We start from the raw sequence: 25,093 nt of genomic DNA, 5'->3' as shown, positions 1-25,093 counted from the left end.
CGAGAACGCGGTCGTGATCGGTGGCGTCTGCTCGGGCCGGCTCGGTCCCGCACTGCCGCTCCTCGGCGGCATCGCCCTCGGCGCGGCGGCGACCTTCGCGATGCTGGCAGGCGTATCGGTGCTGCCGTTGGCGATCGCCTGCGGAGCCATGCTCGGTATGGCAGCGGGGGCGATCGGCGCGTCCGGGTACAACCTGGCGACCGATCTCGTGCCGCCCGAGCGGCAGGGGACCATCGCCGGCCTGGTATCCGTCGTGCTCGCGCTCGGATCGGTCGTCGTCAACGTCGCAGGCGGCGAAGTACTCAAGGCCAACCAGGCGCCCGGCACCGGCGTCGACGGCGCCCTGGTGAGCACGGCCACCGGCGTTCACCTCTACGTCCTCATGGCCGGGGTGCTCTTCACGCTCGCCGCGGTGCCCACAATCATGCTGACGCGAGACCGTGCCAACGCACCGCGGTCAACGGACGAACCGGCCCCAGGCCGCATTGCGAGCACGTAAAGCGTCGGCGCTGTTGCTGGTGCTCATGGACATTGCCGAGTGAGCCTCAGAAGCGGGATCTCTCGGACGGCTCGCGGTCGAGCATGGGTGCACCCAGAGTTCGCAGCAGCGCCAGCGCCCGCTCCGAGGGTGACCCCGCGACGGTGGTCACCACGATCAGACTCTGACCAGGCGAGCGCGCGATGGCCAGCGTCTGTTGGGTGACAGTCAGGGCGCCTACCACGACGCAGATTGCCCACCACTGCCTTGGCCTTGCGTCGCCAGTCTGTGTAGACCTCGCGCTTGTGCCTGTCCAGGAACACCATTCGGCTCATGTTGGGCCGGTTCACCACATCGTCTACGGCGGCCCGATCCACATGTCCTGCCAGCAGCGCGTGCCCCAGGTGATTCCACGCCAGGACATCGGTGCGCCGGCCCAGAACCAGCGCCGGAGCCCCGTCGAGGGCACGCATCAGGTCCCGGGTCTCGTCGCTCACCTTTTCTGGCCGCGGGCGCCTGGGCCGAGGTGCCCGCCGGGCTGCCCCGGCCAACCGGTCGAGGTGTTCACGTTCGTGCGTATCTAGCTGCAGCGCAACGGCAATCGCTTCCAGGACCTCGGGTGACGCGCCGCGAGAGATCCCCTGCTCCAGCCGCGTGTAGTAGGACACGCTGACCCCCGCCAGGTGCGCCACCTCGTCGCGACGCAGACCCTGCACCCGTCGGCGCGCTACGGCGCTATCTGGGCAGGCGGATCGCCGCCGGCTGAACTCGACTGGGTTGAGTCAATCCTTGAGGCGACCAACACACTGAAGGTGGCAACGGGCATCGTGAACATCTGGTCGGCGGCCGCCGGTCCGGTCGCCGAGTCGTTCCACCGTATCGAGGCGGCCCACCCCGGACGATTCCTGCTCGGTATCGGGGCCGGACATCCCGAGCTGATCGCCGAGTACAAGAAACCCTACGACGCGCTCACCGAGCACCTCGCCAAGCTCGATGAATATGGCGTGCCCAAGGACCAGCGCGTCGTCGCCGCGCTCGGCCCCCAGGTCCTCAAGCTGGCCGCACGCCGCAGCGCGGGAGCCCATCCCTACCTGAGCACCCCGCAACACACCGCCCAGGCGCGCGCCTTGGTCGGACCCGATGCTTTCATCGCTCCGGAGCACAAGGTGGTGCTGAACACGGACGCCGCCGAGGCAAGGGCCATCGGACGCGAAGCTCTCGCCATCTACCTCGAAGGGACGAACTATGTGAACAACTGGAAGCGATTGGGGTTCAACGACTCCGACGTCGCTGCCCCCGGCGGCGACGCCCTGATCGACGCCCTCGTCGCGTATGGCAGCACCGATGCCGTCGCCGCCAGACTGAAGGAGCATCTCACTGCCGGCGCGACCCACGTACCCGTACAAGTCCTGACCGGACCTGACAAGCTGATCCCCTCACTCACCGAATTGGCCGGACCGCTCGGCCTCAACTGATCCCACAGCGCGCGGATCAGCCCTCAGCTCAAGGCTACGTCGGCGATCAGCGGAACGCATCGAGCCGCTCGCCGGCCCACTGCCGGAACGTGCGCCCGGGCCGTCCGGTGATGCGCTCGACGGGTCGCCTCGCCTCGTCGTGGTGGCGCGGCAGCTGCGACCAATAGTCGAGGATGGCGTCGACCAGAGGTAGCGGAGCGTGCCGCGAAAGATGTTGCACGGCTTGTTCTCTGCTGGGCTCACGCCAGTCCAGTTCTCGCGTGAGCAGGCTTGCCAGAGTGTCGCGTTGCTGATGGAAGCTGAGCACCTCCGGGCCGCCAATCGGCAGGACGAGCCCTTCCAGATCGTCGTCGATCAGCGCGCACTCGGCCACGTCGGCGATGTCCTCGGGATGAATAACGTCGAGACAGGCTCCCCAGAAGGGCTGCTCGACCGGGACTCCGGCGCGGATGAAGGATGCCCAGTCGAGCGTCATCGTGGCGAATGTTCCCGGCCGCAGCACCGTAGTGCTGAAAGACGCAGCAGCAAGGGCCGTTTCGACGTCGGCGTGATGTCGCGCCAGCGAGTTGTGTTCCGCGTTGCCCATTTCGGCGGAGTCCGAGGAGAGCAGGACGACCCGCCGGACACCTGCGCGCTCTGCACAGTCGACGAAGTCCTCGATGGCGGCGGGTTCCGCGTAGAGGAAGATGCGGTCGACGTCCGCCAATGCCTCTTCGAAGGTTTCCGGCGCGGCGAGATCCAGTTCGACGACCTCGGCGCCCAGTCCTGCCGCTTTGCGGGGACTGCGACTGCCTGCCCTCACGGCATGGTCGGCCGACACCAATCGTCCAACCAGACTCGCTCCGATTCCACCCGTCGCGCCGGTGATGAGTGTGGTCACCTCTGAAACCCTACGAGTGAATCCGTGACGAAACAAGACTTGAGTCCGGTTTCACGACATCACGCCTGGTAGAGCGCTACTCGAGTTCGTCCGGCTGAGCCCCCGACAGCACGAGGTCCAGCAACGCGCGCAGCTCGGCTCCGAGATCTGACGCTGGGGGCTCCTCCTGGATCCACTGCGACATCGCGGAGACGTAGCCCGACGCGAGCAGCCGTCCGACCCGTTCCGGTCGCACGGACGGTCGAAGGACCGCCTCGGTTTCCACGATTAGGGCGGCGAAGTCCACCCCGACTGGATGGTCGACCAGCATCGTCGTGTGCAGGAGGGCGGGCGGGACTAACGCGCACATCTCGGCACGGGCAGCGGAGTTCGAGGTGGCCAGGGCGTCCAGGTAGGCGCCGAGCACCTCCCGAAGTGGCCGACCCGCCACCCCGTCAGTTCGCGCCGACCTCCGGGCCTCGTTCCGTCGTCGCCGCATCCACTCCTCCAGAAAGAGCGTCTTGCGGGGGAAGTGCGTGAAGACGGTGCTGCGCGACAGCCCCGACCGGTCGGCGATCTCGTCCATCGAGGACGCCTCGAATCCGCGTTCGACGAACAGCGCGATGGCGGCTTCGTAGACCCGGTCGTGCCGCTCCGCTCGCTTCACCGTCCGCCGGGTCGGCCCCTGCCGAGCACCCCGCCCGCGCGTTCGCCCCGTGACTGTCTCGGAGCGCTCTGGATCCATCTCCCCAGTGAAACACGGCGGTTTCGCCGGTTCTGCGAGCCGAGGCGCGGGTGCGGCCTCGCACGTTACGCCCACATCTTTATCTCACGTCTTCTCTTCGTCATTCCGTCACCACGAACTCGGCGCCAGCGGTCAGAGCCACCTCAGGACCGAAGAGCCGGGCCGGGGTGAACGCGCCGGGGCGGCCCTCGCCCTTGGCCAGGCGCTGGGCCACCTCGGTTGCCGCACTGGCCGTGAATGTCATCCCCTCGCCGGTGCGCAGCCAGCCCTCACGTACGCACCCGGATGACCATTCGACGCGGGCGCGGCCCCAGGACGAGCGGCGCGGGCGATCCTTGGCCGTAGTTGTCGTGGCGCGGGCGAGCGTCCGAGTAGCGAACCCGACCAGGCCGGGCACACGCAGTACGCCACCGATTACCGGCAGCGCTGCCCGGAGGGCCGGGTTGGCCGGGACGAGAGCCGAGGCGCCGATCACCGTCGGGGCGCCGCTGGCCTGCCAGGCTGCGAAGAGGTCGCCGCCGCCCAGGGAGGCGGTGGTGACCACGTCACCGTCGGGGGTGGTCAATCGCACGGCCGCACCGCCGGCCCTGGTGTGTACCAGCCGACCCTTCCGCACCTCGCGGCCGCCGTCGAGCAATCCCTTTACGATGGTGGCCGCCAGGGCTTCGCCCAGCGCACCGGGGTCGGTTGCGACCGACGCGACGGCGTCGACGCGCACCCGCGACGGCTTCTCTTCGCCCGCCAGCAGATGCAGCAGGATGGCCTCGGTCCCGAGCACGCCAAAGCCCGCGCCTGATACCAGCGTGCTACCCGTTGCCGCCGCCTCCTCGTCCATGCCGTGGAGCTGCTCGAACGCGCCCAGTTCGTTGGCGATGTCGAGGTAGTGAGTGCCTGGCGGGCACGCCCGCGCGACCTGCTGAGCCGTGACCGCGAACGGGCCCACCGTGTTGATCACGACGGCCGGCGCCGCGGTGGACAGCCTCGCGCACACCTGCGCGAGCGAGCCGGTCACCGCCCGGACGTCCGGGTACAGGTGGATCAGCCGCTCCCGATTGCGGCTGGCCACCACCACCTCGGCGCCCGCCTGTTGCAGACGCTTAACCACCTCCCGGCCGACCCGTCCGGTCGCGCCGAGCACCCAGGTCTCACCCGGCATAGTCGCCTCCACATCGATGGCACGTCATGTCATCACTATGACATATCCTGACACGATGTGTCATCACTAGAATCTGCCGGCATGGGGCGATGGCAGCCGGGCACGCGAGAACGGCTCGAAGAGGCAGCGCTTGACCTCTTCCTCGAGCAGGGCTTCAGCGAGACCACCGTGCCGCAGATCACGGCGCGGGCCGGGCTCACGACCCGAACATTCTTCCGGTACTTCGCCGACAAGCGGGAGGTGCTATTCGCCCAAGAGGAGCTGGTGCCCGAGCAGGTAGCCCGCCTCATGGACGAGGCCCCGCCGTCGGTCGGCCCGATGGAATTCATCACCGAGAACCTGGCCCACGCCGCGGCCCAGATCTTCGAGAGCCGCAGCCTCGACTACCTGCTGCGCCGACGGGCGGCGGTCGACGCCGAACCGGCTCTACACGAGCGCGAGCTGCGCAAGTTCTCGCTGCTGGCACAAACCCTGGAGCGAGGCTTCCTTGACCGCGGCATCGAGGACCTGACCGCTCGGCTGGCGGCCGAGATCGCTGTGACCACGCTCCGGGTAGCAGTGACCCGCTGGCTCGACCAGCACGGCGACCCTGACCTTCCGCACACTATCGACCAAACCCTGGCGGCGATAAGACATTTGGCGAATCCTCCGTCAGCTCAAGGACAGACACCCAACTAGGGCGTGTCACCCGAATGGGTGGTACCCCCGCGGGCGTGAACGGCGGCTCAGGCCAGTAGCAGTAAGTCAGAGCGTATTTGTCGTACGGGTTGCGATAAGCGAGAACCGACCCTTGTCACATAACGCTACGGGCAGTAGCGTAACGCCGCGTGACCCGGAGCTTCCATGTCGGCCAGCCGTTCACCACGCCCGATGCCGACATCGCGGCGGCGTTGGAGCAGGTCAGCATCCCGACGCTGCTGCTCTCGCTGGTGCACGTCACCGGCGACCCGCGCTACATCCGCGAGTTCAAGCAGGCCGGGCTGTTCCTCAACGAGGTGCAGGGCTTCATGAGCGAGGAGGACAAGGCGCGGGTCCGTGAGGTCGCACTGCCGGTGATCGTCGACTACCGCGACCGCGGCTGTCCGGTCCCCGACCCGCTGCCCGCCGAGCTGATCCGGGAGATGCTGGACTGGGCCGCCTGCGAGCCGGTCGACGAGGACAACCTGCCACTGATGCTGGAGGAACTCGACCTCGAGGGTGTCGACCCGCGCCGGCCCACAGCACTGGAGGACACTGGCGATTTCAGCGTGATCGTCATCGGCTGCGGAGAGTCCGGCGTGCTGGCCGGGGTACGCCTCAAGCAGGCGGGTATCGATTTCACCATCGTCGAGAAGAACGCCGGCCCGGGTGGAACCTGGTGGGAGAACAGCTATCCCGGCGCCCGCGTCGATGTGGCCAACCATTTCTACTGTTACAGCTTCGAACCCAGCAACCACTGGGACCACTTCTTCGCCGAACAGCACGAGCTGCGCCAGTACTTCCGCGACGTGGTGGACCGCCACGACTTCGAACCGAACATCCGATGGAACACCGAGGTCGTCTCCGCGGCATGGGACGGCGAGATGTGGAACGTCACGGTACGTTCGGCGGCCGGCACCGAGACACTGCGAGCCAACGCCGTCATCACCGCCGTCGGCCAACTCAACCGGCCCCAGATCCCCGACTTCCCCGGCGCGGAAACCTTTGCGGGACCGGCTTTTCACTCCGCGGCGTGGGACCACGACGTCGACGTCACCGGCAAGCGGGTCGCCCTGATCGGCGCAGGCGCCAGTGGCTTCCAGATCGCCCCGGCCATCGCCGACAAGGTCGCGCACCTCACGGTCTTCCAGCGCACCGCGCAGTGGATGTTCCCCAACCCGATGTATCACGAGTCCGTCGCCGACGGGGTGCGATGGGCGATGGAACACCTGCCGTACTACGGCCGCTGGTACCGATTCCTACTGCTGTGGCCCGGAGCCGACAAGGGCCTGGACGCCGCCCGGGTGGACCCCGACTACGACGATCAAGGCAACGCGGTCAGCGAGATCAACGCGATCGCCCGCATCATGTTCACCGATTGGATCACCACCCAGGTCGGCGACGACGCCGAACTGCTGGCCAAGGCGCTGCCCGACTATCCGGCCACCGGCAAGCGCACCTTGCAGGACAACGGCAGCTGGCTGGGCACCCTCAAACGCGACAACGTGGACCTGATCCGCACCCCGATCGAACGGATCACCCCGACCGGGATCGTCACGACCGACGGCGAGACGTACGACGCCGATATCATCGTGTACGCCACCGGTTTTCGTGCCACCGACGTGCTGTTCCCGATGAAGATCACCGGGCGCGACGGCATCGACCTGCACGACGCCTGGGGCCAGCGTCCGTACGCCTACCGGGGTATCACGGTGCCGGGATTCCCGAACTTCTTCATGACCTACGGGCCCGGGACCCACCTGGCCCACGGCGGCAGCCTGATCCTCAACTCCGAGCTGCAGATGCGCTACATCAACCAGTGCCTCGAACATCTCCTCACCGAGGGCCTGCGCACGATGGAGCCACTGCCCGAACCGACGAAGGAATGGCACCGCCGCTCGCAGGAGGCGATCCGCCAAACCGTGTGGGCACAGCCCTCGATCAAGCACTCGTATTTCAAGAACGCTGACGGTGAGATCCACACCGTCAGCCCGTGGCGGTTGAGCGAATACCGTTCCGCCATCAACGAACCCGTCTGGTCAGACTTTACAGTGCAGGAGGCGTGAGCATGCGCGCGGTCGTCGTCGACAGTTCCGGAAAGGTCAGCGTCGAAACCCGGCCGGACCCGGTCCTGCCCGGTCCCGACGGAGCCGTCGTCAAGATCGAGGCCGCCTCGATCTGCGGATCGGACCTGCACTTCCTGGAGGGCCACTACCCGATCGTCGATCCGGTGTCGATCGGTCACGAGGCCGTCGGCACAATCGTCGAAATCGGCCCGAAGGTAACCGGATGCGCCGTCGGCGACCGGGTGCTGGTGTCCTCGGTGGCCGGCTGCGGGCATTGCAGTGGCTGCGCGACCCACGACCCGATCCGCTGCGTGCAGGGCCCCCAGATCTTCGGCACCGGATTGCTCGGCGGCGCCCAGGCCGAACTCCTCGCGGTCCCGGCTGCGAACTTCCAGCTCCTGAAGGTGCCGGAAGGCATCAGCACCGAGCAAGCCCTACTGCTCACCGACAACCTGGCCACGGGCTGGGCGGCGGCCAAACGCGCCGACATTCCGGTCGGCGGTTCCGTCGCGGTGATCGGCCTGGGCGCGGTCGGCATGTGCGCCCTGCGCAGTGCCATCACCCTCGGTGCGGCAAAGGTTTTCGGCGTCGACCCGGTGGAGGCCCGGCGCGACCGGGCGGAAGCCTCGGGAGCCATCACCTTCGCCCCGCCGTCGGCACAGGCGATCCGGGAAGCCACCGGCGGCCTCGGCGTCGACTCCGTCATCGACGCGGTCGGCATGGACGCCTCGATCAACGACGCCATCGACGCCGCCCGCGCCGGCGGCACGGTGTCCATCGTCGGCGTGCACGATCTCCAGCCCTACCCGATGCCCGCCCTGGGCTGCCTGCTGCGCAGCCTGACCATCCGCTTCACCACCGCGCCGGTACAGCAAACTTGGCCGGAACTGATCCCGCTGTTGCAGGCCGGCCGTCTCGATGTCGACGGGATCTTCACCACCACGATGTCGCTGGACGAGGCAGCCGATGGTTACGCCAAGGCGTTCTCCCGCTCGGGCGATCACCTCAAGATCCGGCTGGACCTGTAATGCCCGTCACAAAATATTTGCATAGGGAATAGAACTAAGGCGAGTGCCGGTTCCACGCACACGTGCGCCAATCGAACTCGTTAGTTGACTGTCCGAACGCGGCGCCGCAGCGCCAGGCACTGCCAACAGCCCTCGCCGGGCGGCGCTGATGCGCCAGGGTCCCCTCGCCGGCCGATATCCCGCCGTGGCCACCATGGTCACGTTGGCGCTGATCCCCTACCTGGCGTTATCGGCAGCCGTCGACCCGCTGCTCCCGATCATCTCCGAGCAACTGCACATCTCGACCCAGACGATGAGCCTGGGCTTCGGCCTGGGTAACGCGGCGTATGCCGTGGGTACGGTCCTGGCCGTCCAGTTCGCCCAACACCTGCCGCAGCGCAGGATGCTGCTCGGTTACGCGGTGGTGCTGGTGGTCGGCTCGGTGCTCGCGGCATCAGCCTTGAACGGGACGATGTTCATCGCCGGCCACATTCTGCAGGGGCTGGCCACCAGCATGCTGCTGATCGCCGCGGCTCCACCGCTGACCATCGGCTTCCCCAGGGACAAGCTGCGCTACACCGCAGTGATCATGAACATGGCCGTGTTCGGAGCCGTCGCTCTCGGCCCGTTCATCGGCGGTGCACAGGCCGAAGCCCTCGCGTGGCGCCCACTGTTCTGGATCGTCGCGGCGATCGCCGTCGGAGCCCTGATCATGGCCGCCCTGACGTTCGAAGACGCCCCGCCGGCCGATCTCGACGCACCGCGTGACCTGAAGGCCATCGGCCTGGCATCGGTCGGCTGTGCAGCCGCTTTCGTCGGCGCCGCGCAACTCACCAGCCACGATTTCACCGACCCGGCCGTGAGCGTGCCGATGCTCGGTGGGCTGGCGCTGATCGTGGTGCTCATCGTCTACCAGTTCAGGGCCCGCCGCCCGTTGCTGACCGTCCGCACGATGCTGACCAGTTCGATCCCCGTCGCCGGGGTCGGCGTCGCCCTGTTCGCGGCAGCCGCGTCGGTGGCGGCGACGGCTCTGACGGCAGAGGTTTTCATGCAGACCTACAGCCCGGTGCGGGTCGGTCTGCTGTTCCTGCCCGAACTCGGCGGCGCCGTCATCATGGCCCTGGTGTTCGGGGCCGTCATCACCAGGCGGTCGATGCATTACCTCCCGTTGGTCGGCATGGCGCTGCTGGCCGCGGGAATCGTGGTGTTCCGGCTCGCCATTCCCGCCAACCAGCCGCTGGCGCTGCTGGCGTCGTCACTGACCGGGCTGGCATTGGGTGCCACGGTGGCGCCGGCACTGTTCGTCGCAGGTTTCTCGCTGCAATCCAACAGCCTCCAACGGGTTTTCGCCATCATCGAGTTGTTGCGGGCCGTTGCCGCCTTCATGGTCGCGCCGATCTTCGCCCATTTCGCCGCCACTGCCGCCGGCGGCCTGACCGCAGGCACGGGCGACGCCTTGTGGATCGGATTCGGACTATCGGTCGGCGGTGCGATCTTCGGGGTGGCCGTCTACGCACTCAGCGGGGCCCGACCTCAGCGGCCCGACCTCGACCGGTTCCTCGACGGCGAATCCCCGGCCTGGTACTCACCACCGCTGCTCGCGCGGCTGCGTCCGGGCCTGACCGCACCGGCCGCGCCACCCGACCGGACCCCGACTGCGGTGCCATCCGAGCACGGCATGCCCGGTGCCTCCGCCGGGCCGGTGCTGTTCGCCTACGACGGAACACCACGTGCCGCGTCCGCCATCGAACAGGCCGCGGCGGAACTGTCCGTCGACCGCGCTGCCTTGGTGGTGTGCGTGTGGCAGCCCGTCGATGTCGGGTTCACGCCCGTGGAGGCAACGCATTTCGACGCCGACCGGGCCACCGAGGTACGCCGGGCCGCCGAGCAGACGGCTGCCCACGGAGCATCGCTGGCGACCCGGGCCGGCTTCTCGGCCCGCAGCGTGGCCGTGGAGGCAGCACCCATCTGGAAGGGCATCGTCGACGCCGCTCACGACCACAACGCAAGCCTCATCGTGGTCGGCCCGCACCGGCGCAACGGTCTGTTGGGGCACCTCGAAGGCAGCGTGGCCGGCGCCGTCGTCGCGCACGCCACGACACCGGTGCTGGTCATCCCTGAGGACTGTCGACGTTCATCCTGCGCTGAGGACGCCGCCCACTCGAACTTTCACGCCGTGGGCGCAGGATCAACGGGGGATCGCGCGTAGTTTCGCAGGTTGTCCCGCAGCGTGGACACGCCGCGCTGCAAGGTCTTGAGTTCGTCCAATGACAGACCGGTCGCCGCCAGCAGGTCCATCTCCAGGGTCTGCGCGCGGAGTGCACGACCGGCGTCGGTAAGGCTGACGACCACCTGACGCTCGTCGCTGGGATCACGGTGCCGCGTCACGTATCCCAGCGCTTCGAGCTTCTTCAGGATCGGAGTCAGCGTGTTGGACTCCAGGAACAGCTTCTCCCCGAGCCTGCCGACCGTCTGGTGATCCTGCTCCGAGAGCGCGACGAGCGCGATGTACTGCGTGTACGTGATGCCCTCTTTGTCCAGGATCGGCTTGTAGGCCTTGCCGTACGCGAGGTTGGCCGAGTAGATGGCAAAGCACAGGAAATCGGAGAGTTGCGGAGTCGCCGGCGCCATGGTTCAAATTATATCGGATCCGATTTAATCGGATGGGATGAAATGCCCGGTCCCCCACGTTCATCTCTAACGCATCCAATTGGAGCCGCCCATCCCCTCGAAGGAGAACGCCGTGACCACCAGCCAGACCGACAACGTGCTCTACACCGCCAAAACCCACACCACCGGCGGGCGTCAGGGTGAGGCCTACAGCTCCGACGGCAACCTCGACATCCAGCTCACCCCGCCGGGTGGAAACGGCGCAGGCACCAACCCCGAGCAGTTGTTCGCGGCCGGCTGGTCGGCGTGCTTCCTGAGCGCCATGGGCCTGACCGCGGGCAAGCACAACGTCAAGCTGCCCGCCGAGACCGCCGTGGACGCCGAGGTGGACCTGCTCAACACCGACGGGGCGTTCTCCCTCCGTGCGCGGTTGAACGTGACCATCCCGGGCGTCGACCGGAAGACGGCCCAGGCCATCGCCGATGACGCACACCAGGTCTGCCCGTACTCGAAGGCGACCCGCGGCAACATCGACGTCACCATCAGCGTGGCCTGACAGGCAGGACCGGCCCGGCGGCTACCCGCAGCGGTTGCGGAAATCAGTCGCCGGTTGCCGGACCCCCTGAAGTTCGGCGCGGATCTGCGGCTTGTCCTGAAGGTAAACCCGCACCGATTCGGCCATCTCGTCGTTCGTCTGCCCCTTGAGACTGGTGAAGAACGCGTTGACGTCGGGATGGGTGAACAGATACGCCGACGTGGCCGCACGGACCCCGGCCATCACCCCGGCCAGATCGGCAGCCGTGCAGTTCGGCTCGTCGGCCGCAGCGACGGGTGCGCCAACTGCCAAGAGCGACAGGCTGATTGCGCCGGTGGCGATCAGACGGGTGAACATCGTGGCTCCTAAGTCGACTCGGATGAATGAGCTGAGGCTATGGACGCCCGGGGCGCCAACCACCGCCGCCGTTGTCGGGCCGGCCCGGGTCGAGGTTGATCTCCAGACCCCAGTCACCGCAGTACCAGTCGTTGGCACACGGATACGGGTAGTAGGGACCGGCCTTCGGCGCGGTCGGTCCCCCGCCGCGGACATTGCCCTGCGCGCACACCGTGGAACCGCCGGCATCGACGCAGTCGGCCAAGGCGGGCGGCGCTACGACGATGGCGATCGGGATGGTCAAACCGGTCAGTCCGAGTATCACTGGACGCCACATGCTCCGCATGACCACTCCTCAGTAGGTCCCGTTGGGCCGAGAATAGAACCCCGGGGACGCCCAGTACGCGGGAACGCCAATAGCCGGTCACCGGGCCTGATGCAGGGCACGCCTGCGCCATTCGTAACCGGTTGTATTCGTAAAGATCTCAAGGGTCCCCGCACGCCAGACTGCCTCCTACCCTGACGCGCGTGAACGAAGACTGGCTGGCCGTGATCGTCGGCCTCACCCTCTTGACCCTCGTGCTCGTCGGCGCCATCCCCGGCAGCGTGATCCCATGACCAGCACCGAGGAACGCTCCGAACAGCGTTCGTCGAAGATCGGCTACGCCGTCGCCGGTGTGCTCGTGGTCATCGCATTGGGCGCGGCGACCCGATTCCTGGAAACCCAGGTGCCCCACTGGGCCGCCGGAACACCGCTGGCAAAGGTCGCCAAATCAGTCGAATTCCCAGTCTACGCAATCGCTCTCGGGTTGATCGGCAATGCGATCCTGGCCAGGTTCGCGCTCCGCGACGTCCTGTCCCAAGGTTTTCGCACCGAGTTCTTCATCAAGACCGGCCTGGTCCTGCTGGGAGCATCGATCAATCTCAAGGTGCTCGCCACTGCCGCCGGACCGGCGATCATCCAAGCGCTCCTTCTGATTTCGATCGTCTTCGGGTTCACCTGGTGGCTAGGCGGACGGCTCGGCCTCGACGACAAACTGCGGGCCCTGCTGGCATCGGCGGTCTCCATCTGCGGGGTGAGCGCCGCCATCGCTGCCGCCGGGGCGGTTCAGGCCCGAAAAGAGCAACTGGCCTACGCCGCATCGCTCGTCATCGTGTTCGCACTGCCCTCGATTTTCCTGCTGCCCTGGCTCGCCGATGTATTCGGCCTGTCCGACGCGGTCGCCGGAGCCTGGATCGGCGGCAACATCGACACCACCGCGGCCGTGGCCGCCGCAGGCACGATCGCCGGTGAACAGGCGTTGCAGATCGCCACGATCGTCAAGACCACGCAGAACGCACTGATCGGCATCGTCGCCATCGCCCTCACCGCGTACTTCGCCCTCAAAGTCGAGCGCAAATCTGAGAGCCCTGACCCGGCGGTGGCACGCCCGTCCCTGCGCGAATTCTGGGACCGCTTCCCGAAATTCGTGCTCGGCTTCCTCGCCGCCTCGGTGATCGGCACGCTGTACCTGCAATTCGCAGCCGACGGCAAGACGGCCATCGCCACCGTGAACGACCTGCGGACCTGGTTCCTGATCTTTGCTTTCGTGGCCATCGGGCTGGAATTCTCGCTACGCGGTCTGAAGGAAGCCGGCTGGCGGCCCATCGTGTTGTTCGCCGCGGCGACCGTGGTGAACATCGTGGTGGCGCTGGGTTTGGCCTCGGTCCTGTTCGGCGGATTGTTCGGGACCTTCGCCACCGGGTAGCTAAACGGTTACCCTGGCTAAGTGCCGACAACCTGGTCGCGGCGAGGCTTCTTCACGGTCACCGCTGGGATGGCCCTGGTCGCTGCGTGTAGCACTCAAAAGCCCGGCGTAGTGGCGAAAGACGGTTCGGTGACCGTTCGCCACCTGTTCGGTGACACCAACATCCCGGGGCCACCGCACCGGGTGGTCAGCGCGGGATTCACCGAACAGGACGACCTGTTGGCCCTCGGCGTCGTGCCGGTCGCGACGACCGAGTGGTTCGGCGGTGAGCCGTTCGCGGTGTGGCCGTGGGCGCAACCGAAACTCGGACAGGCCCAGCCCACCGTGCTCGGCCTGTCCGACGGGATCCAGGTCGACGCGATCGCGGCGCTCAAACCGGACCTGATCGTGGCCACCAATGCCGGACTCGATGCCGACACCTTCGCCAAACTCTCCGAGATCGCCCCGACGATCGCGCAGAGCGGCCCCGACGCGTTCTTCGAACCATGGCGTGACCAGGCCACCCTCATCGGCCAGGCCCTGTTCCAGAACGACGCGATGACGAGCCTGGTCGCCGGCGTCGACGACAGGTTCAAGGCGGTGGCCACCAACAACCCGCGATTCGCCGGCAAGAAGGCCATGCTGCTGGGCGGCACCCTGTTCCGGGACGGTGTACAGACCCAGACGGGATGGCGTACCGAATTTCTCACCCAGATGGGTTTCGTGGTGCCCCCAACACCCGAGTTGATCCCGCGCTCGGACTTCGCCCCCGTGCTCGACGCCGCCGATGTGCTGATCTGGACCACCGAGAGCGATGAGGAGCGCGACGCCCTGCTGGCCGATCCGGGGATCGCCGAGCTCAAAGCCACCGTTCGCAAGCGGCACGTTTTCACCCCCAAGGACCTGGCCGGCGCCATTGCGTTCGCCTCACCGCTGTCCTACCCCCTGGTGGCCGACCAACTGCCGTCGCTGCTCAACCGCGCGCTGACCTGACAAGATGACCGGGTGACAAGCACCCAGGAACACTCCGAGCACCGCGGCACCGCCATCGTCGGCTCGGCCTACTATCCGGTGCTCGTCGCGGTCTTCACCGCCCTGGTGATCATCTCCAACGTGACCGCCACCAAGGGCGTCGCCTTCGGACCAGTGATCGGTAACTGGTCGATCATCACCGATGGCGGATTCATTGTCTTCCCGCTCACCTACGTCATCGGCGACGTGCTCTCCGAGGTCTACGGATTCAAGGCCGCCCGCCGCGCCATCTTCCTCGGGTTCTCCATGAATGCCCTTGCTGCCCTGGCGTTCTGGGTCACGATCTATCTGCCCGCAGCGGACTTCTACACCAACCAGGAACACTTCGAGAACATCGTCCACGCCTATACCCAGCTGATCGTGGCCGGCCTGGCCGGGTTCATCGTCGGACAGACCATCAACGCCTGGGTCGTCGTCGCCATCAAGGAACGCACCAAGGAGAAGCACCTGTGGGCCCGCCTGGTCGGATCCACCTTCGCCGGCCAGCTCGGTGACACCCTGGTCTTCTGCGGTATCGCGGCCAGCGCGATCGGCATCAGCACCTTCGGTGACTTCGTCACCTACACCGCCCTGGGCTGGATCTACAAGACCGCGGTCGAGGTGATCATGCTGCCGATCACCTACCGGGTGATCGGCGCCATCAAGCGCCGCGAGCCCACTTATCAGGCCGCCGTGTGAGGCTTCGATAAGGCACCTCTGGCAAGGTTCATAGAGCCGGCGCTTTCTTAGCTACTCGCGGGTAGCTTCAGGTCATGAGTGTGACATCAGAGGTGATGGACGCGACGGGACCAAGCCTGAACCCAGGCACCGCTCGCGACTATGGCGATCAGGCTCTGCTGCTCGAGTTCGACAGCACTGCCGATGTTTTGGCGTGGACCGCCAGTCTCACAGCGGCCCAACTACTCGGTGTGGTCGATATCGTGCCGGCGTCACGCACGATCTTGATCAAGCTGGCCGATCCCCGCTACCAGGCGCCCACCCGGCAACGGCTGGGCAAGTTGCAGCTACAACCCGGGTCAACCGCGGTCCGCCCGGTCGGCCAGGCCGACGTGACCATCGACGTGATCTACGACGGCGCCGACCTGCACGACGTGGCGGCACTGACCGGGCTGACCCCGGAACAGGTGATCGCGGCACACACCGGCAGCCAGTGGCAGGTCGGATTCATGGGCTTCGCACCCGGATTCGCCTACCTTGTGGGCGGAGACGAACGCCTACAGGTCCCGCGCCGGGCCGAGCCCCGCACCAGCGTCCCGCCCGGGGCGGTGGCACTCGCCGGCGAGTTCAGCGGCATCTACCCGCGACAGTCACCCGGCGGCTGGCAGTTGATCGGGCGCACCGACGCGGTGTTGTTCGACGTACATCGGGACCAACCCGCACTGCTCACCCCGGGTACCTGGGTGCAGTTCCGGGCCATCGGCTAGTCGGCGAGGAGGACATCATGACGACATTGGAAGTGCTGCGGACCGGACCTCTCGCCCTGGTCGAGGATCTCGGCCGCCCCGGCATGGCCCACCTCGGCGTCACCCGCTCGGGCGCCGCCGATCGTCGGTCCCACACATTGGCCAACCGACTGGTCGCCAACCCCGGTGAACACGCCACCATCGAGGTGATGTTCGGCGGGTTCTCCGCCCGAGTGCGCGGCGGGGACGTTTCCATCGCCGTCACCGGCGCGGACACCGATCCGGCTGTCAATGGGACTCCGTTCGGCACCAACAGCATCCACCACGCACACGACGGCGAGGTGATCTCGCTGGGCGCCCCGCATTCGGGACTGCGCAGCTATCTGGCGGTCCGCGGCGGCATCGCCGTCGAACCGGTCCTGGGTTCCCGGAGCTACGACGTGATGTCGGCGATCGGGCCGGCGCCGCTGCAAGCCGGCGACGTCCTGCCGGTCGGTGAGCACACCACCGATCTACCCGAAACGGATCAGGCCCCGGTCGCCGCGATCAGCGACGACGTGCTGGAGCTGAACGTGGTGCCCGGCCCTCGCGACGACTGGTTCGTCGACCCCGATGTCCTGATACGGACCAACTGGCAGGTGACCACCCGCAGCGACCGGGTCGGGATGCGCCTGGTCGGCATGCCGCTGGACTACCGCTGGCCGGACCGCCAACTTCCCAGCGAAGGTGCGACCCGGGGCGCAATCCAGATACCGCCCAACGGTTTTCCGGTGATCCTCGGGCCCGACCACCCCGTCACCGGCGGCTACCCGGTGATCGGTGTGGTGACCGACGAGGACATCGACAAACTGGGCCAGGTCCGCCCCGGACAGACCGTGCGGCTGCACTGGGCGCACCCGCGGCGACCGCTCGAGGGTTAGACGTCTCGAACATTCCCGTCGTCATTTTCTACGTCAGGGTTGCGATCCCAGCGATCAACACCCAGGTGTGGAAAACGGCGCCCGGGGAGCTCGGCCTTCACGCGGGACGGCCCGCAGGTAGAGACACCGGCGCCTGGCGCTGGTAGAACATGGGTGTGCCTTTCCAGGATGTGAGCGCGCCGTCCGTCCGAGGCGGGATCCTGCACACCGCGCGTCTGGTTCACACCTCCGATCTCGACCACGAGACCCGCGAGGGCGCCCGACGCATGGTCATCGAGGCGTTCGAAAGCGATTTCACGGATGCGGACTGGGAGCACTCACTCGGCGGCATGCACGCGTTCGTCTGCCACCACGGCGCCCTGATCGCGCATGCCGCAGTGGTCCAGCGGCGCCTGATCTACCGCGACACCGCGTTGCGCTGCGGTTACGTGGAAGCCGTGGCGGTACGCGAGGATTGGCGCGGCCAGGGCCTGGCCACCGCCGTCCTGGACGCCGTCGAACAGGTCCTGCGCGGCGCCTACCAACTCGGCGCACTGAGTACGTCCGAGGCTGCCAGGGACATGTACCTCGGCCGCGGGTGGGTGCCCTGGCAGGGCACGACGTCGGTGCTGCGGCCTGCCGGTGTGACGCGCACACCCGAGGACGACCGGTCGCTTTTCGTGCTGCCGATCGATCTGCCGGCAGGCTTGGAACTCGACACCACCGCCGAGATCACCTGCGATTGGCGCGACGGGGACGTCTGGTAACCACCAGGAAGCACAGGCTCACACCGTTGCCGCAGAGCAGGTGAGCGGAATTTCACGGCCGGGTCACCGCAGGGCGCATTCGGGCAATAAACGCTTCCTAGCGTGTGCGCCATGCCCACTCTGCTGAAGTCGAATCGCGTCACCAATTGGGATCCCGAGGACACGCTGGCCTGGGAAGCCGGAAACAAGTACATCGCGCGTCGCAATCTGATCTGGTCAGTGTTCGCCGAGCATGTCGGCTTCTCCATCTGGTCCATCTGGTCGGTCATGGTCCTGTTCATGCCCGAGGCGGTGTACGGGTTCTCGGCCGGGGACAAGTTCCTGCTGGGTGCCACCGCCACCCTCGTGGGCGGCTGCCTGCGCATCCCCTACACGCTGGCCACCGCGACGTTCGGCGGCCGCAACTGGACGGTGTTTTCGGCCTTTGTGCTGTTGATTCCCACGGTGGGGACGATGGTGCTGCTGGCCAATCCGGGTCTGCCCCTGTGGCCCTACCTGCTGTGCGCCGCCCTAGCCGGCTTCGGCGGCGGCAACTTCGCCTCGTCGATGACCAACATCAACGCGTTCTTCCCGCAACGACTCAAGGGCTGGGCACTTGGGCTCAACGCCGGCGGCGGCAACATCGGCGTACCGGTCATCCAGCTCGTCGGCCTGTTGGTGATCGCCACCGCAGGCAACCACTCCCCCTACTGGGTGTGCGCCATCTACCTCGTGGCCCTGACCGTGGCCGGCATCGGCGCGGCGCTTTACATGGACAACCTCGAGCAGCACAAGATCGATCTAGGTGCGATGAAAGCCATTCTGGTAGAACGTGATACCTGGGTGATCTCGCTGCTCTACATCGGCACCTTCGGATCCTTCATCGGTTTCGCGTTCGCCTTCGGTCAGGTCCTGCAGATCAACTTCGCCGCGGGTGGCCAGAGTGCGGCACAGGCATCGCTGCATGCAGCGCAGATCGCCTTCATCGGCCCGCTGCTCGGCTCGCTGTCTCGGGTTTACGGCGGCAAGCTGGCCGACCGGGTCGGCGGCGGCCGGGTGACCCTGGTGGTGTTCGGGGGCATGATCTTGGCGGCCGGACTCCTGGTCGCGATCAGCATGTTCGACGATCACACCGCCGCGGCGGCCAACGGCCTGATGATGATCGGCTACGTCATCGGATTCGTCGCCCTGTTCCTGCTCAGCGGCCTGGGCAACGGCTCGGTCTACAAGATGATCCCGTCCATCTTCGAGGCGCGCAGCCACTCCCTGCAGATCAGCGAAGAGGAGCGGCAGCGATGGTCCCTGTCGATGTCGGGCGCACTGATCGGATTCGCCGGCGCGATCGGCGCCCTGGGCGGTGTGGGGATCAACCTGGCCCTGCGTCAGTCGTACCTCTCCAGCGGATCAGCCACCGCCGCGTTCTGGATCTTCCTGGCCTTCTACGTGCTGGCCTCGGCATGCACCTGGTTCCGCTACGTCCGCCGGCCTGCTGCGACGGGTGTCACAACAGCCCCGGAAGACCGACACGCCTCGGCAATGGCCGGTTAATCACTTGGAAACACAAGGTGCCTTCACTGGATCCATGAACGAGCCCGACTGGGCACCGCTCACCGGTTTCCGTGTGGCGGTGACCTCCGCCCGACGTGCCGATGAGCTGAGCGCGCTCCTGACCAGGCGTGGCGCGACGGTGACCAGTGCGGCCGCCATCACGATGGTTCCGCTGCCCGACGACGACGAGCTACGCGCCCACACCGAGTCGCTCATCGAGATGCCACCCGACTTCGTGGTGGCCACCACGGGGATCGGCTTCCGCGGCTGGTTCGCCGCAGCGGATGGGTGGGGCCTGGCCTCCGACCTCAGCACCGCCCTGGGCACGGCCCGCATCGTCTCCCGTGGCCCGAAAGCCACCGGGGCGTTGCGGGCGGCGGGCCTGCCCGAGGAATGGTCGCCCGAATCGGAATCCTCCCGGGAGGTGCTGCAGTGCCTCATCGAGCAGGGCATCTCGGGGCAACGGATCGCCATACAGCTGCACGGTGCCACCGACGACTGGGACCCGTTCCCCGAATTTCTCGACGAGCTCCGGGCCGCCGGCGCCGAAGTGGTGCCGATCCGGGTTTATCGCTGGCATCCCGCGCCACGGGACGGCGAGTTCGACCAGATGGTCACCGGGATTGCCGAACGACGTTTCGACGCAGTGAGTTTCACCTCGGCCATGGCGGTTGCCTCGGTCTTGATGCGGGCCACCGAGATGGATATCGCCGACCGGGTGCTGTCAGCGCTGCGCACCGACGTCCACGCCATGTGCGTCGGCCCGGTCACCGCACGGCCGCTGGTCCGGCTCGGGGTGCCGACCTCGGCACCGGAACGGATGCGGTTGGGCGCCTTGGCCCGTCACATCACCGACGAGCTGCCACTGCTGCAGGCTCGAACCGTCCGGGTCGCCGGACACTCGCTGGAGATCCGGGGCACCTGCGTCCTGGTCGACGGCACGGTCAGGCCGCTGTCGCCGGCCTCGATGGCGACCATCCGGGCACTGTCGCACCGGCCGGGGGCGGTGGTGTCGCGGTTCGATCTGCTCAGCGCACTGCCGGGCACCGGAACCGATACCCACGCCGTGGAGACCGCAGTGCTGCGACTTCGTACTGCATTGGGAGACAAGAACATCGTGTCGACAGTCGTCAAGCGCGGTTACCGGCTGGCCGTCGACGAAGCCGAGATGGCCCGGACACGATGAGCCTGGTCCTGGTGGCGCACGGAACCCGCAAGCCGGATGGCGTGGCGATGATCGGCGATCTCGCCGCCCGGGTGTCCGACCTGCTGGGCCGGCCGGTGCACGTCTCGTTCGTCGACGTCGTCGGGCCGGCGCCCAGTGAGGTTCTGAGGTCCCTGCCCACGGACTGCCCGGCGGTGGTGGTGCCCGCCTTCCTGGCCGCCGGTTATCACGTCCGCGTCGACGTGCCCGCCCACGTGGCCGCCAGCGAGCACCCGGCCGTCACCGTCACCAAGCCGCTGGGCCCATGTCCGGGCACGGTACGGGTTCTCGCCGATCGGCTCATCGAATCGGGATGGCGGCCAGGCGATTCAGTGATCCTGGCGGCCGCAGGCACCTCGGACAGAAATGCCCAATCCGACCTTCGGCGCACCGCCGCGCTGCTGTCAGCGATGACCGGCGATCGCGTAGAACTGGCCTTCGCCGCCACCGGCGCGCCGAGTGTTGCCGAAGCCGTCTCCGCGCAGCGCGGCCGCGGCCATCGCCGCATAGCTGTGGCGTCCTACCTGCTCGCCGACGGGCTTTTCCAGGACCGGCTGCGTGAATCCGGCGCCGACCTCGTCAGTGAACCACTGGGCACCCACCCCGGCATGGTCCGGTTGATTGCGAACCGCTTCCGCCGCGCCGGGGTACTGAGCCTGCCCGCTGCGGCGTAGCCGGATCGACCGCACAAGGAGCGGCCCGGCCCATCCCGCGATCAAGAGCGCTCCGCCGGCCCCTGCAACGGAGAACGTCGCAGACCGTCGCGCACCGACCATCGCCGAACATTGCTCGACGTAATCACTGGCCATGTATGCCGGCCCAGCGAGCGTGTGTTGGTCCAGGTTCAGGCGGTCCTGCTGGGCGGCAACGTGGTAATCCGGACGTGCTCCGTTACCGCACGGAATGGGTTCACCGGCGCGATCCACGGCATTCAAACCCAGAGGCAGCATCGTTGCCCCGAGTGCGCCCAGCATCGCTGCCGCCCCCACCAGACTCAAAACCGAACGCGCAAACATCCCTTGTCAGCCCCTCTGACGACGCTTCCTTTAGAGGGAGTCTAAACACACCCAGCGAACTATTCTAGTTAGCCAGCAGCAGGCGCACCACACCTTTGGTGACATCCGCCGATGGTGCAATTCTGGCAAATTCCCCACCGAAACCGCCCGTGTACAGGTGGTTGACGGGGGAACAAATTTCTCGATCGTTTGCCGGGGACTCGCCGTGTCAGATCCGGGCCGAATACTCAGCTATCGTTATCGCGATCAGCGGGCGATTCGGCGGGAGTGTAGGTAAAAGTGCAGGTGACAACACCGGTGGGCGCTGCCCGCCGCGGCGGCGTACTCAGCCGTGCGACCCGGTAACCGGGTCCCGGCCGAACGTCTGCGTGAACACCTGCTGAACACCCTGGAACGCACGTCTCGGCCGATGACGACCGCACAGCTACGCGACGACATGCACCAGCATTTCCGCGCACCCGTCGTGATCGAGTCGGTGTACCGCAATCTGACGGTGCTCGAACGACGCGGCGCCGTGGAGCGCTGCAAACTCCAGGGGCGTGACGCCCACTGGAGCCGGGCGGCCGATCAGGCCGCGAGCTGAACAAACCCGCCCGGCGTGACCCGCGTCCGGTAGACCGGTATCGCCACGGCGGCGTCATCGAGGCAACGACCGTCATCGAGCGCAAAGGCCTGTTTCTTGATCGGCGACTGCACAGTCGCGCACCCGCCTCGATCGCCCACGATTCCGCGCGAGAGCACCGCCGCACCGGAGAACGGGTCGATGTTTCCCACCGCGTGCAACGAGCCGTCATCGAGACGGAACAGTGCCGCCTGCGAACCGTCGGGCAGCAGCACCGCGACGCCACGACACGGCATCAGAAAGTCATAGCGGCAGGCCGTCGTCCACCCCGAGAACCCAGGGGTGTACATGTCTTTGCCGTCGTCGAGCAGGGTCATTTCGCCTCCTGGATGATTGACGGCATACCCAAACTTGTTTTGCTCCTCGCGTGCGCGAAATCGGTGGCGCCCGGCACCCTCCGGCCCGCGCGCTCGGTGAACGTGATGGTGGGATCGTCGACGTCGGGTGCGTTGACGAACGACACGAAGCGAGACAGCTTCTCCGGGTCCTCCAGGACGCCCTTCCACTCGCAGGCGTAGCCGTCGACGTGGCGCTCCATGGCCGCCTCGAATTCGGCTGCCAGGCCGAGGGAGTCGCCGCACACGACATCGCGCAGGTGGTCGAGTCCCGATTTACCTCCCGGGGAATCCATCGCCTCCAGCCACGGCGCGGTGCGCTGCAGGCGGTCGGCGGTTCGGATGTAGAACATCAGGAAACGGTCGATGTAGCGGATCAGCGTCTCGTCATCGAGATCGCCGGCGAGCAACTGGGCGTGCCGTGGCGACATGCCTCCGTTGCCGCACACGTAGAGGTTCCAGCCCTGTTCGGTGGCGATGATGCCGACGTCCTTGCTCTGCGCTTCGGCGCATTCCCGTGCGCACCCCGACACCGCCATCTTGATCTTGTGCGGCGAGCGCAGGCCCCGATACCGCTTCTCGATCTCGACGGCCATGTTCACCGAATCCTGTTGCCCGTAACGGCACCAGGTGCTGCCCACGCAGCTCTTGACGGTGCGAAGCGACTTCCCGTACGCCTGACCGGATTCCATGCCACCCTCGACCAGCCGTCGCCAGATCTCGGGTAGCTGTTCGACGCGCGCACCGAACATGTCGATACGCTGGCCGCCGGTGATCTTGGTGTAAAGATCGAAATCCCTTGCGATTTCACCGATCAGGATCAGCTGCTCAGGGGTGATCTCACCGCCGGGCGACCGCGGCACCACCGAGTAGCTGCCGTTCTTCTGGATGTTGGCCAAGAAGTGGTCGTTGGAGTCCTGCAGTGAGGCCTGCTCACCGGAGAGCACGTGATCGGAGCTGGTGGACGCCAGAATCGATGCGACGGTGGGTTTACATATGTCGCAACCCTTTCCGGTACCGAACTGCTCGATCAAACCGGAGAAGGTACGAATCTCGGTGGCACTGATGATCTCGAAGAGTTCGGCCCGCGACTGGCTGAAGTGCTCACACAACGACTTGGACTGCTCAACTCCCTCGGCCTCCAGCAATTGCTTGAGCAGTGGGACGCAGGATCCACACGATGTGCCGGCCAGCGTGCACTTCTTCAGGTCGGGGACATCGGCGCAGCCACCGCAGATGGCTTCCTTGAGATCACCTTTGGTCACGTTGTTGCACGAGCAGATCTGGGCGATATCGGGCAGGGCGCCAACACCCAGGCCCGACGGGCTCCCGTCGGAAGCCGGCGCGATCAACGACAGCGGATCGCCGGGCAGCTCGCTGGCCACCATCGGACGCAGCACCCCGTAGGCCGACGCGTCACCGACCAGGACGCCGCCGAGCAGCGTCTTGGCGTCATCGGAGAGAACCAGCTTGGCGTAGGTCTTCTTCACCGGATCATTGACGACGACGTCCAGGCAATTGGGTGTGCGGCCCTGGGCATCGCCGAAGCTGGCCACGTCCACGCCGAGCAGCTTCAGCTTGGTGGACATATCGGCCTCGGGGAACTCGGCGGCGCCGCCGAGCAACCGGTCGGCGACTACCTCGGCGCTGGTGTAGCCGGGGCCGACCAAACCGTAGCAACGCCCCTCGATCGCAGCCACCTCGCCTATCGCGTAGATGCTGGGATCGCTTGTGACACACGATAAGTCGGTCATCACGCCGCCGCGCTGCGCGATGTCGAGCCCTGCTTGACGGGCCAGCTCGTCGCGGGGACGCACACCGGCCGCGAACACGATCACGCTCGCGTCGACGCTGCTGCCGTCGTTGAGCGACACCCGCACCGAGTCGTCGGTCTGGGATTTCTTCAGCGGCTTGTGCCGCTGCACCGGTTGGATGCTCTCGGTGCCGACTCCGGTGTGCACCTCGATGCCGAGGCCCCGGATCATCCGGTTCAGCAGTGCGCCGCCGGCCGGATCCAGCTGAGCCGACATCAGGTGCGGCGACATCTCCAACACGTGGGTCGCCAGCCCGAACCCGCGCAACGCATTCGCGGCTTCCAGGCCGAGCAGGCCACCACCGATCACCACACCGACCGGCGTTTTCGAGTCGCGCGCTGCCCGCGCGCCGGCCCGGATGGCATCCAGGTCGTCAAGCGTGCGGTAGACGTGGCAGTGCGGCAGGTCGTGACCGGGCACCGGTGGCACGAAGGCATACGAGCCGGTGGCCAGTACCAGGGTGTCGTAATCGATGCTCTGACCGTCGACGGTCCGCACGGTTTTGGCGTCCCGGTCGATCTCGGCCACCGCACAGCCCAGCCGCAGGTCGACCAGGCCGTCACCGGCATAGTCGTTGCCCGGCAGGGCCAGCTGGCCCCGGTCCCAGTGCTCGGTGTAGCCGGTCAGGCCGACCCGGTCATAGGCGGCGTCAGCTTCCTCGGACAACACGGTGATCCGCCAGGTGCCCGCGGCGTCACGGGACCGCAACGCCTCGACGAAGCGGTGTCCCACCATGCCGTGTCCGATGACCACGACGTTCTGTGTTGACGACATACGGCGAGGTTAGAAACCGGAAGTTGCC

26 protein-coding genes and 1 pseudogene are annotated in these 25,093 nt (G+C 66.9%); 17 read left to right on the top strand and 10 right to left on the bottom strand.

Annotation, left to right across the window (positions count from 1 at the left end):
- The first annotated feature begins 13 nt into the window (after positions 1-13).
- Positions 14-499 (top strand): MFS transporter, encoded by a 486-nt coding sequence (locus HBE63_RS27495; RefSeq protein ID WP_243858330.1) that lies wholly within the window; start codon positions 14-16, stop codon positions 497-499.
- Between the two features lie 46 nt (positions 500-545).
- Here HBE63_RS27495 and HBE63_RS31620 read toward each other — a convergent pair whose 3' ends face one another.
- Positions 546-722 (bottom strand): hypothetical protein, encoded by a 177-nt coding sequence (locus tag HBE63_RS31620; protein WP_243858820.1) that lies wholly within the window; start codon positions 720-722, stop codon positions 546-548.
- Positions 723-774: 52 nt separating this feature from the next.
- Positions 775-1,146: pseudogene (locus HBE63_RS31615) on the bottom strand (transcriptional regulator); the annotation flags it as partial.
- A gap of 15 nt (positions 1,147-1,161) precedes the next feature.
- On the opposite strand from HBE63_RS31615, the gene HBE63_RS27485 reads away from it, so the two are divergent.
- A complete protein-coding gene (locus HBE63_RS27485; RefSeq protein WP_166907981.1) occupies positions 1,162-1,953 on the top strand; it encodes an LLM class F420-dependent oxidoreductase in 792 nt (263 codons plus the stop codon).
- 46 nt (positions 1,954-1,999) lie between these two features.
- Here HBE63_RS27485 and HBE63_RS27480 read toward each other — a convergent pair whose 3' ends face one another.
- The 3 genes from HBE63_RS27480 to HBE63_RS27470 form a co-directional block, all read right to left on the bottom strand.
- Positions 2,000-2,833, bottom strand: coding sequence for an SDR family oxidoreductase (locus HBE63_RS27480; protein WP_166907979.1), 834 nt, complete (start codon positions 2,831-2,833; stop codon positions 2,000-2,002).
- Positions 2,834-2,909: 76 nt separating this feature from the next.
- Positions 2,910-3,479: a TetR/AcrR family transcriptional regulator gene (locus HBE63_RS27475; protein ID WP_243858328.1), complete on the bottom strand. Its 570-nt coding sequence runs from the start codon at positions 3,477-3,479 to the stop codon at positions 2,910-2,912.
- Positions 3,480-3,657: 178 nt separating this feature from the next.
- Complete coding sequence (locus HBE63_RS27470; protein ID WP_166907975.1) at positions 3,658-4,713, bottom strand: NAD(P)-binding domain-containing protein; 1,056 nt, start codon at positions 4,711-4,713, stop codon at positions 3,658-3,660.
- Between the two features lie 81 nt (positions 4,714-4,794).
- Between HBE63_RS27470 and HBE63_RS27465 the strand changes: the two genes are divergently transcribed.
- The 4 genes from HBE63_RS27465 (at position 4,795) to HBE63_RS27450 (ending at position 10,673) form a co-directional block, all read left to right on the top strand.
- Entirely contained in the window at positions 4,795-5,391 is a 597-nt protein-coding gene (locus tag HBE63_RS27465) for a TetR family transcriptional regulator (protein WP_166907972.1), read from the top strand.
- Between the two features lie 149 nt (positions 5,392-5,540).
- Positions 5,541-7,457 carry an NAD(P)/FAD-dependent oxidoreductase gene (locus tag HBE63_RS27460; protein ID WP_166907971.1) on the top strand — a complete coding sequence of 639 codons (1,917 nt, stop codon included), beginning with the start codon at positions 5,541-5,543 and terminating at the stop codon, positions 7,455-7,457.
- A gap of 2 nt (positions 7,458-7,459) precedes the next feature.
- Positions 7,460-8,485 (top strand): alcohol dehydrogenase catalytic domain-containing protein, encoded by a 1,026-nt coding sequence (locus HBE63_RS27455; RefSeq protein ID WP_166910275.1) that lies wholly within the window; start codon positions 7,460-7,462, stop codon positions 8,483-8,485.
- A gap of 148 nt (positions 8,486-8,633) precedes the next feature.
- The gene (locus HBE63_RS27450; RefSeq protein WP_166907969.1) at positions 8,634-10,673 is read left to right on the top strand and encodes a universal stress protein; all 2,040 of its coding nucleotides are present in this window, start codon (positions 8,634-8,636) and stop codon (positions 10,671-10,673) included.
- Here HBE63_RS27450 and HBE63_RS27445 read toward each other — a convergent pair.
- Positions 10,634-11,095, bottom strand: coding sequence for a MarR family winged helix-turn-helix transcriptional regulator (locus HBE63_RS27445; protein WP_166907967.1), 462 nt, complete (start codon positions 11,093-11,095; stop codon positions 10,634-10,636). The genes HBE63_RS27450 and HBE63_RS27445 overlap by 40 nt on opposite strands.
- A gap of 112 nt (positions 11,096-11,207) precedes the next feature.
- Here HBE63_RS27445 and HBE63_RS27440 point away from each other — a divergent pair, with 112 nt between their 5' ends.
- A complete protein-coding gene (locus tag HBE63_RS27440) occupies positions 11,208-11,630 on the top strand; it encodes an organic hydroperoxide resistance protein (RefSeq protein ID WP_166907965.1) in 423 nt (140 codons plus the stop codon).
- Between the two features lie 21 nt (positions 11,631-11,651).
- Here HBE63_RS27440 and HBE63_RS27435 read toward each other — a convergent pair whose 3' ends face one another.
- Entirely contained in the window at positions 11,652-11,966 is a 315-nt protein-coding gene (locus HBE63_RS27435; protein WP_166907962.1) for a heme-binding protein, read from the bottom strand.
- Between the two features lie 37 nt (positions 11,967-12,003).
- Positions 12,004-12,282: a hypothetical protein gene (locus HBE63_RS27430; RefSeq protein WP_166910273.1), complete on the bottom strand. Its 279-nt coding sequence runs from the start codon at positions 12,280-12,282 to the stop codon at positions 12,004-12,006.
- 277 nt (positions 12,283-12,559) lie between these two features.
- On the opposite strand from HBE63_RS27430, the gene HBE63_RS27425 reads away from it, so the two are divergent.
- From HBE63_RS27425 to HBE63_RS27380, 10 genes are all read left to right on the top strand, one after another.
- Positions 12,560-13,693, top strand: coding sequence for a YeiH family protein (locus HBE63_RS27425; RefSeq protein ID WP_166907960.1), 1,134 nt, complete (start codon positions 12,560-12,562; stop codon positions 13,691-13,693).
- A 21-nt stretch (positions 13,694-13,714) separates the two neighbouring features.
- Positions 13,715-14,665, top strand: coding sequence for an ABC transporter substrate-binding protein (locus tag HBE63_RS27420; protein WP_166907958.1), 951 nt, complete (start codon positions 13,715-13,717; stop codon positions 14,663-14,665).
- 12 nt (positions 14,666-14,677) lie between these two features.
- Positions 14,678-15,382 carry a queuosine precursor transporter gene (locus tag HBE63_RS27415; protein ID WP_166907956.1) on the top strand — a complete coding sequence of 235 codons (705 nt, stop codon included), beginning with the start codon at positions 14,678-14,680 and terminating at the stop codon, positions 15,380-15,382.
- A gap of 74 nt (positions 15,383-15,456) precedes the next feature.
- The gene (locus HBE63_RS27410; RefSeq protein ID WP_166907954.1) at positions 15,457-16,128 is read left to right on the top strand and encodes an allophanate hydrolase subunit 1; all 672 of its coding nucleotides are present in this window, start codon (positions 15,457-15,459) and stop codon (positions 16,126-16,128) included.
- A 17-nt stretch (positions 16,129-16,145) separates the two neighbouring features.
- Complete coding sequence (locus tag HBE63_RS27405; protein WP_166907952.1) at positions 16,146-17,027, top strand: 5-oxoprolinase/urea amidolyase family protein; 882 nt, start codon at positions 16,146-16,148, stop codon at positions 17,025-17,027.
- 149 nt (positions 17,028-17,176) lie between these two features.
- A complete protein-coding gene (gene aac(2')-Ib / locus HBE63_RS27400; protein WP_371814827.1) occupies positions 17,177-17,773 on the top strand; it encodes an aminoglycoside N-acetyltransferase AAC(2')-Ib in 597 nt (198 codons plus the stop codon).
- Between the two features lie 120 nt (positions 17,774-17,893).
- Entirely contained in the window at positions 17,894-19,300 is a 1,407-nt protein-coding gene (locus tag HBE63_RS27395) for a NarK/NasA family nitrate transporter (RefSeq protein ID WP_243858790.1), read from the top strand.
- A 34-nt stretch (positions 19,301-19,334) separates the two neighbouring features.
- Positions 19,335-20,486: a uroporphyrinogen-III synthase gene (locus HBE63_RS27390; protein WP_166907945.1), complete on the top strand. Its 1,152-nt coding sequence runs from the start codon at positions 19,335-19,337 to the stop codon at positions 20,484-20,486.
- A complete protein-coding gene (locus HBE63_RS27385; RefSeq protein ID WP_166907943.1) occupies positions 20,483-21,178 on the top strand; it encodes a sirohydrochlorin chelatase in 696 nt (231 codons plus the stop codon). Before HBE63_RS27390 ends, HBE63_RS27385 begins: the two co-directional genes overlap by 4 nt.
- Before the next feature lie 673 nt (positions 21,179-21,851).
- Positions 21,852-22,103 carry a transcriptional repressor gene (locus HBE63_RS27380; RefSeq protein ID WP_166907941.1) on the top strand — a complete coding sequence of 84 codons (252 nt, stop codon included), beginning with the start codon at positions 21,852-21,854 and terminating at the stop codon, positions 22,101-22,103.
- Here the strand turns inward: HBE63_RS27380 and nirD are convergent.
- Positions 22,088-22,459 carry a nitrite reductase small subunit NirD gene (gene nirD / locus HBE63_RS27375; protein ID WP_371814826.1) on the bottom strand — a complete coding sequence of 124 codons (372 nt, stop codon included), beginning with the start codon at positions 22,457-22,459 and terminating at the stop codon, positions 22,088-22,090. The two genes, HBE63_RS27380 and nirD, sit on opposite strands and share 16 nt — an antisense overlap.
- The gene (gene nirB, locus HBE63_RS27370; RefSeq protein WP_243858326.1) at positions 22,456-25,065 is read right to left on the bottom strand and encodes a nitrite reductase large subunit NirB; all 2,610 of its coding nucleotides are present in this window, start codon (positions 25,063-25,065) and stop codon (positions 22,456-22,458) included. The genes nirD and nirB overlap by 4 nt, the downstream gene beginning before the upstream one ends.
- Positions 25,066-25,093 lie beyond the last annotated feature (28 nt).

The organism is Mycobacterium sp. DL440 (assembly GCF_011745145.1).
GTDB lineage: Bacteria > Actinomycetota > Actinomycetes > Mycobacteriales > Mycobacteriaceae > Mycobacterium.
This window is presented reverse-complemented; position numbering and strand designations above follow the sequence as displayed.

Coding starts and splice junctions, on each gene's coding strand:
- HBE63_RS27465 (WP_166907972.1), top strand. CDS start 4,795: ATGGGGCGATGGCAGCCGGGCACGCGAGAACGGCTCGAAGAGGCAGCG.
- HBE63_RS27430 (WP_166910273.1), bottom strand. CDS start 12,282: ATGTGGCGTCCAGTGATACTCGGACTGACCGGTTTGACCATCCCGATC.
- HBE63_RS27450 (WP_166907969.1), top strand. CDS start 8,634: ATGCGCCAGGGTCCCCTCGCCGGCCGATATCCCGCCGTGGCCACCATG.
- HBE63_RS27385 (WP_166907943.1), top strand. CDS start 20,483: ATGAGCCTGGTCCTGGTGGCGCACGGAACCCGCAAGCCGGATGGCGTG.
- HBE63_RS27390 (WP_166907945.1), top strand. CDS start 19,335: ATGAACGAGCCCGACTGGGCACCGCTCACCGGTTTCCGTGTGGCGGTG.
- HBE63_RS27445 (WP_166907967.1), bottom strand. CDS start 11,095: ATGGCGCCGGCGACTCCGCAACTCTCCGATTTCCTGTGCTTTGCCATC.
- nirD (WP_371814826.1), bottom strand. CDS start 22,459: ATGACCCTGCTCGACGACGGCAAAGACATGTACACCCCTGGGTTCTCG.
- HBE63_RS27435 (WP_166907962.1), bottom strand. CDS start 11,966: ATGTTCACCCGTCTGATCGCCACCGGCGCAATCAGCCTGTCGCTCTTG.
- HBE63_RS27425 (WP_166907960.1), top strand. CDS start 12,560: ATGACCAGCACCGAGGAACGCTCCGAACAGCGTTCGTCGAAGATCGGC.
- nirB (WP_243858326.1), bottom strand. CDS start 25,065: ATGTCGTCAACACAGAACGTCGTGGTCATCGGACACGGCATGGTGGGA.
- HBE63_RS27410 (WP_166907954.1), top strand. CDS start 15,457: ATGAGTGTGACATCAGAGGTGATGGACGCGACGGGACCAAGCCTGAAC.
- HBE63_RS27405 (WP_166907952.1), top strand. CDS start 16,146: ATGACGACATTGGAAGTGCTGCGGACCGGACCTCTCGCCCTGGTCGAG.
- HBE63_RS27470 (WP_166907975.1), bottom strand. CDS start 4,713: ATGCCGGGTGAGACCTGGGTGCTCGGCGCGACCGGACGGGTCGGCCGG.
- HBE63_RS27455 (WP_166910275.1), top strand. CDS start 7,460: ATGCGCGCGGTCGTCGTCGACAGTTCCGGAAAGGTCAGCGTCGAAACC.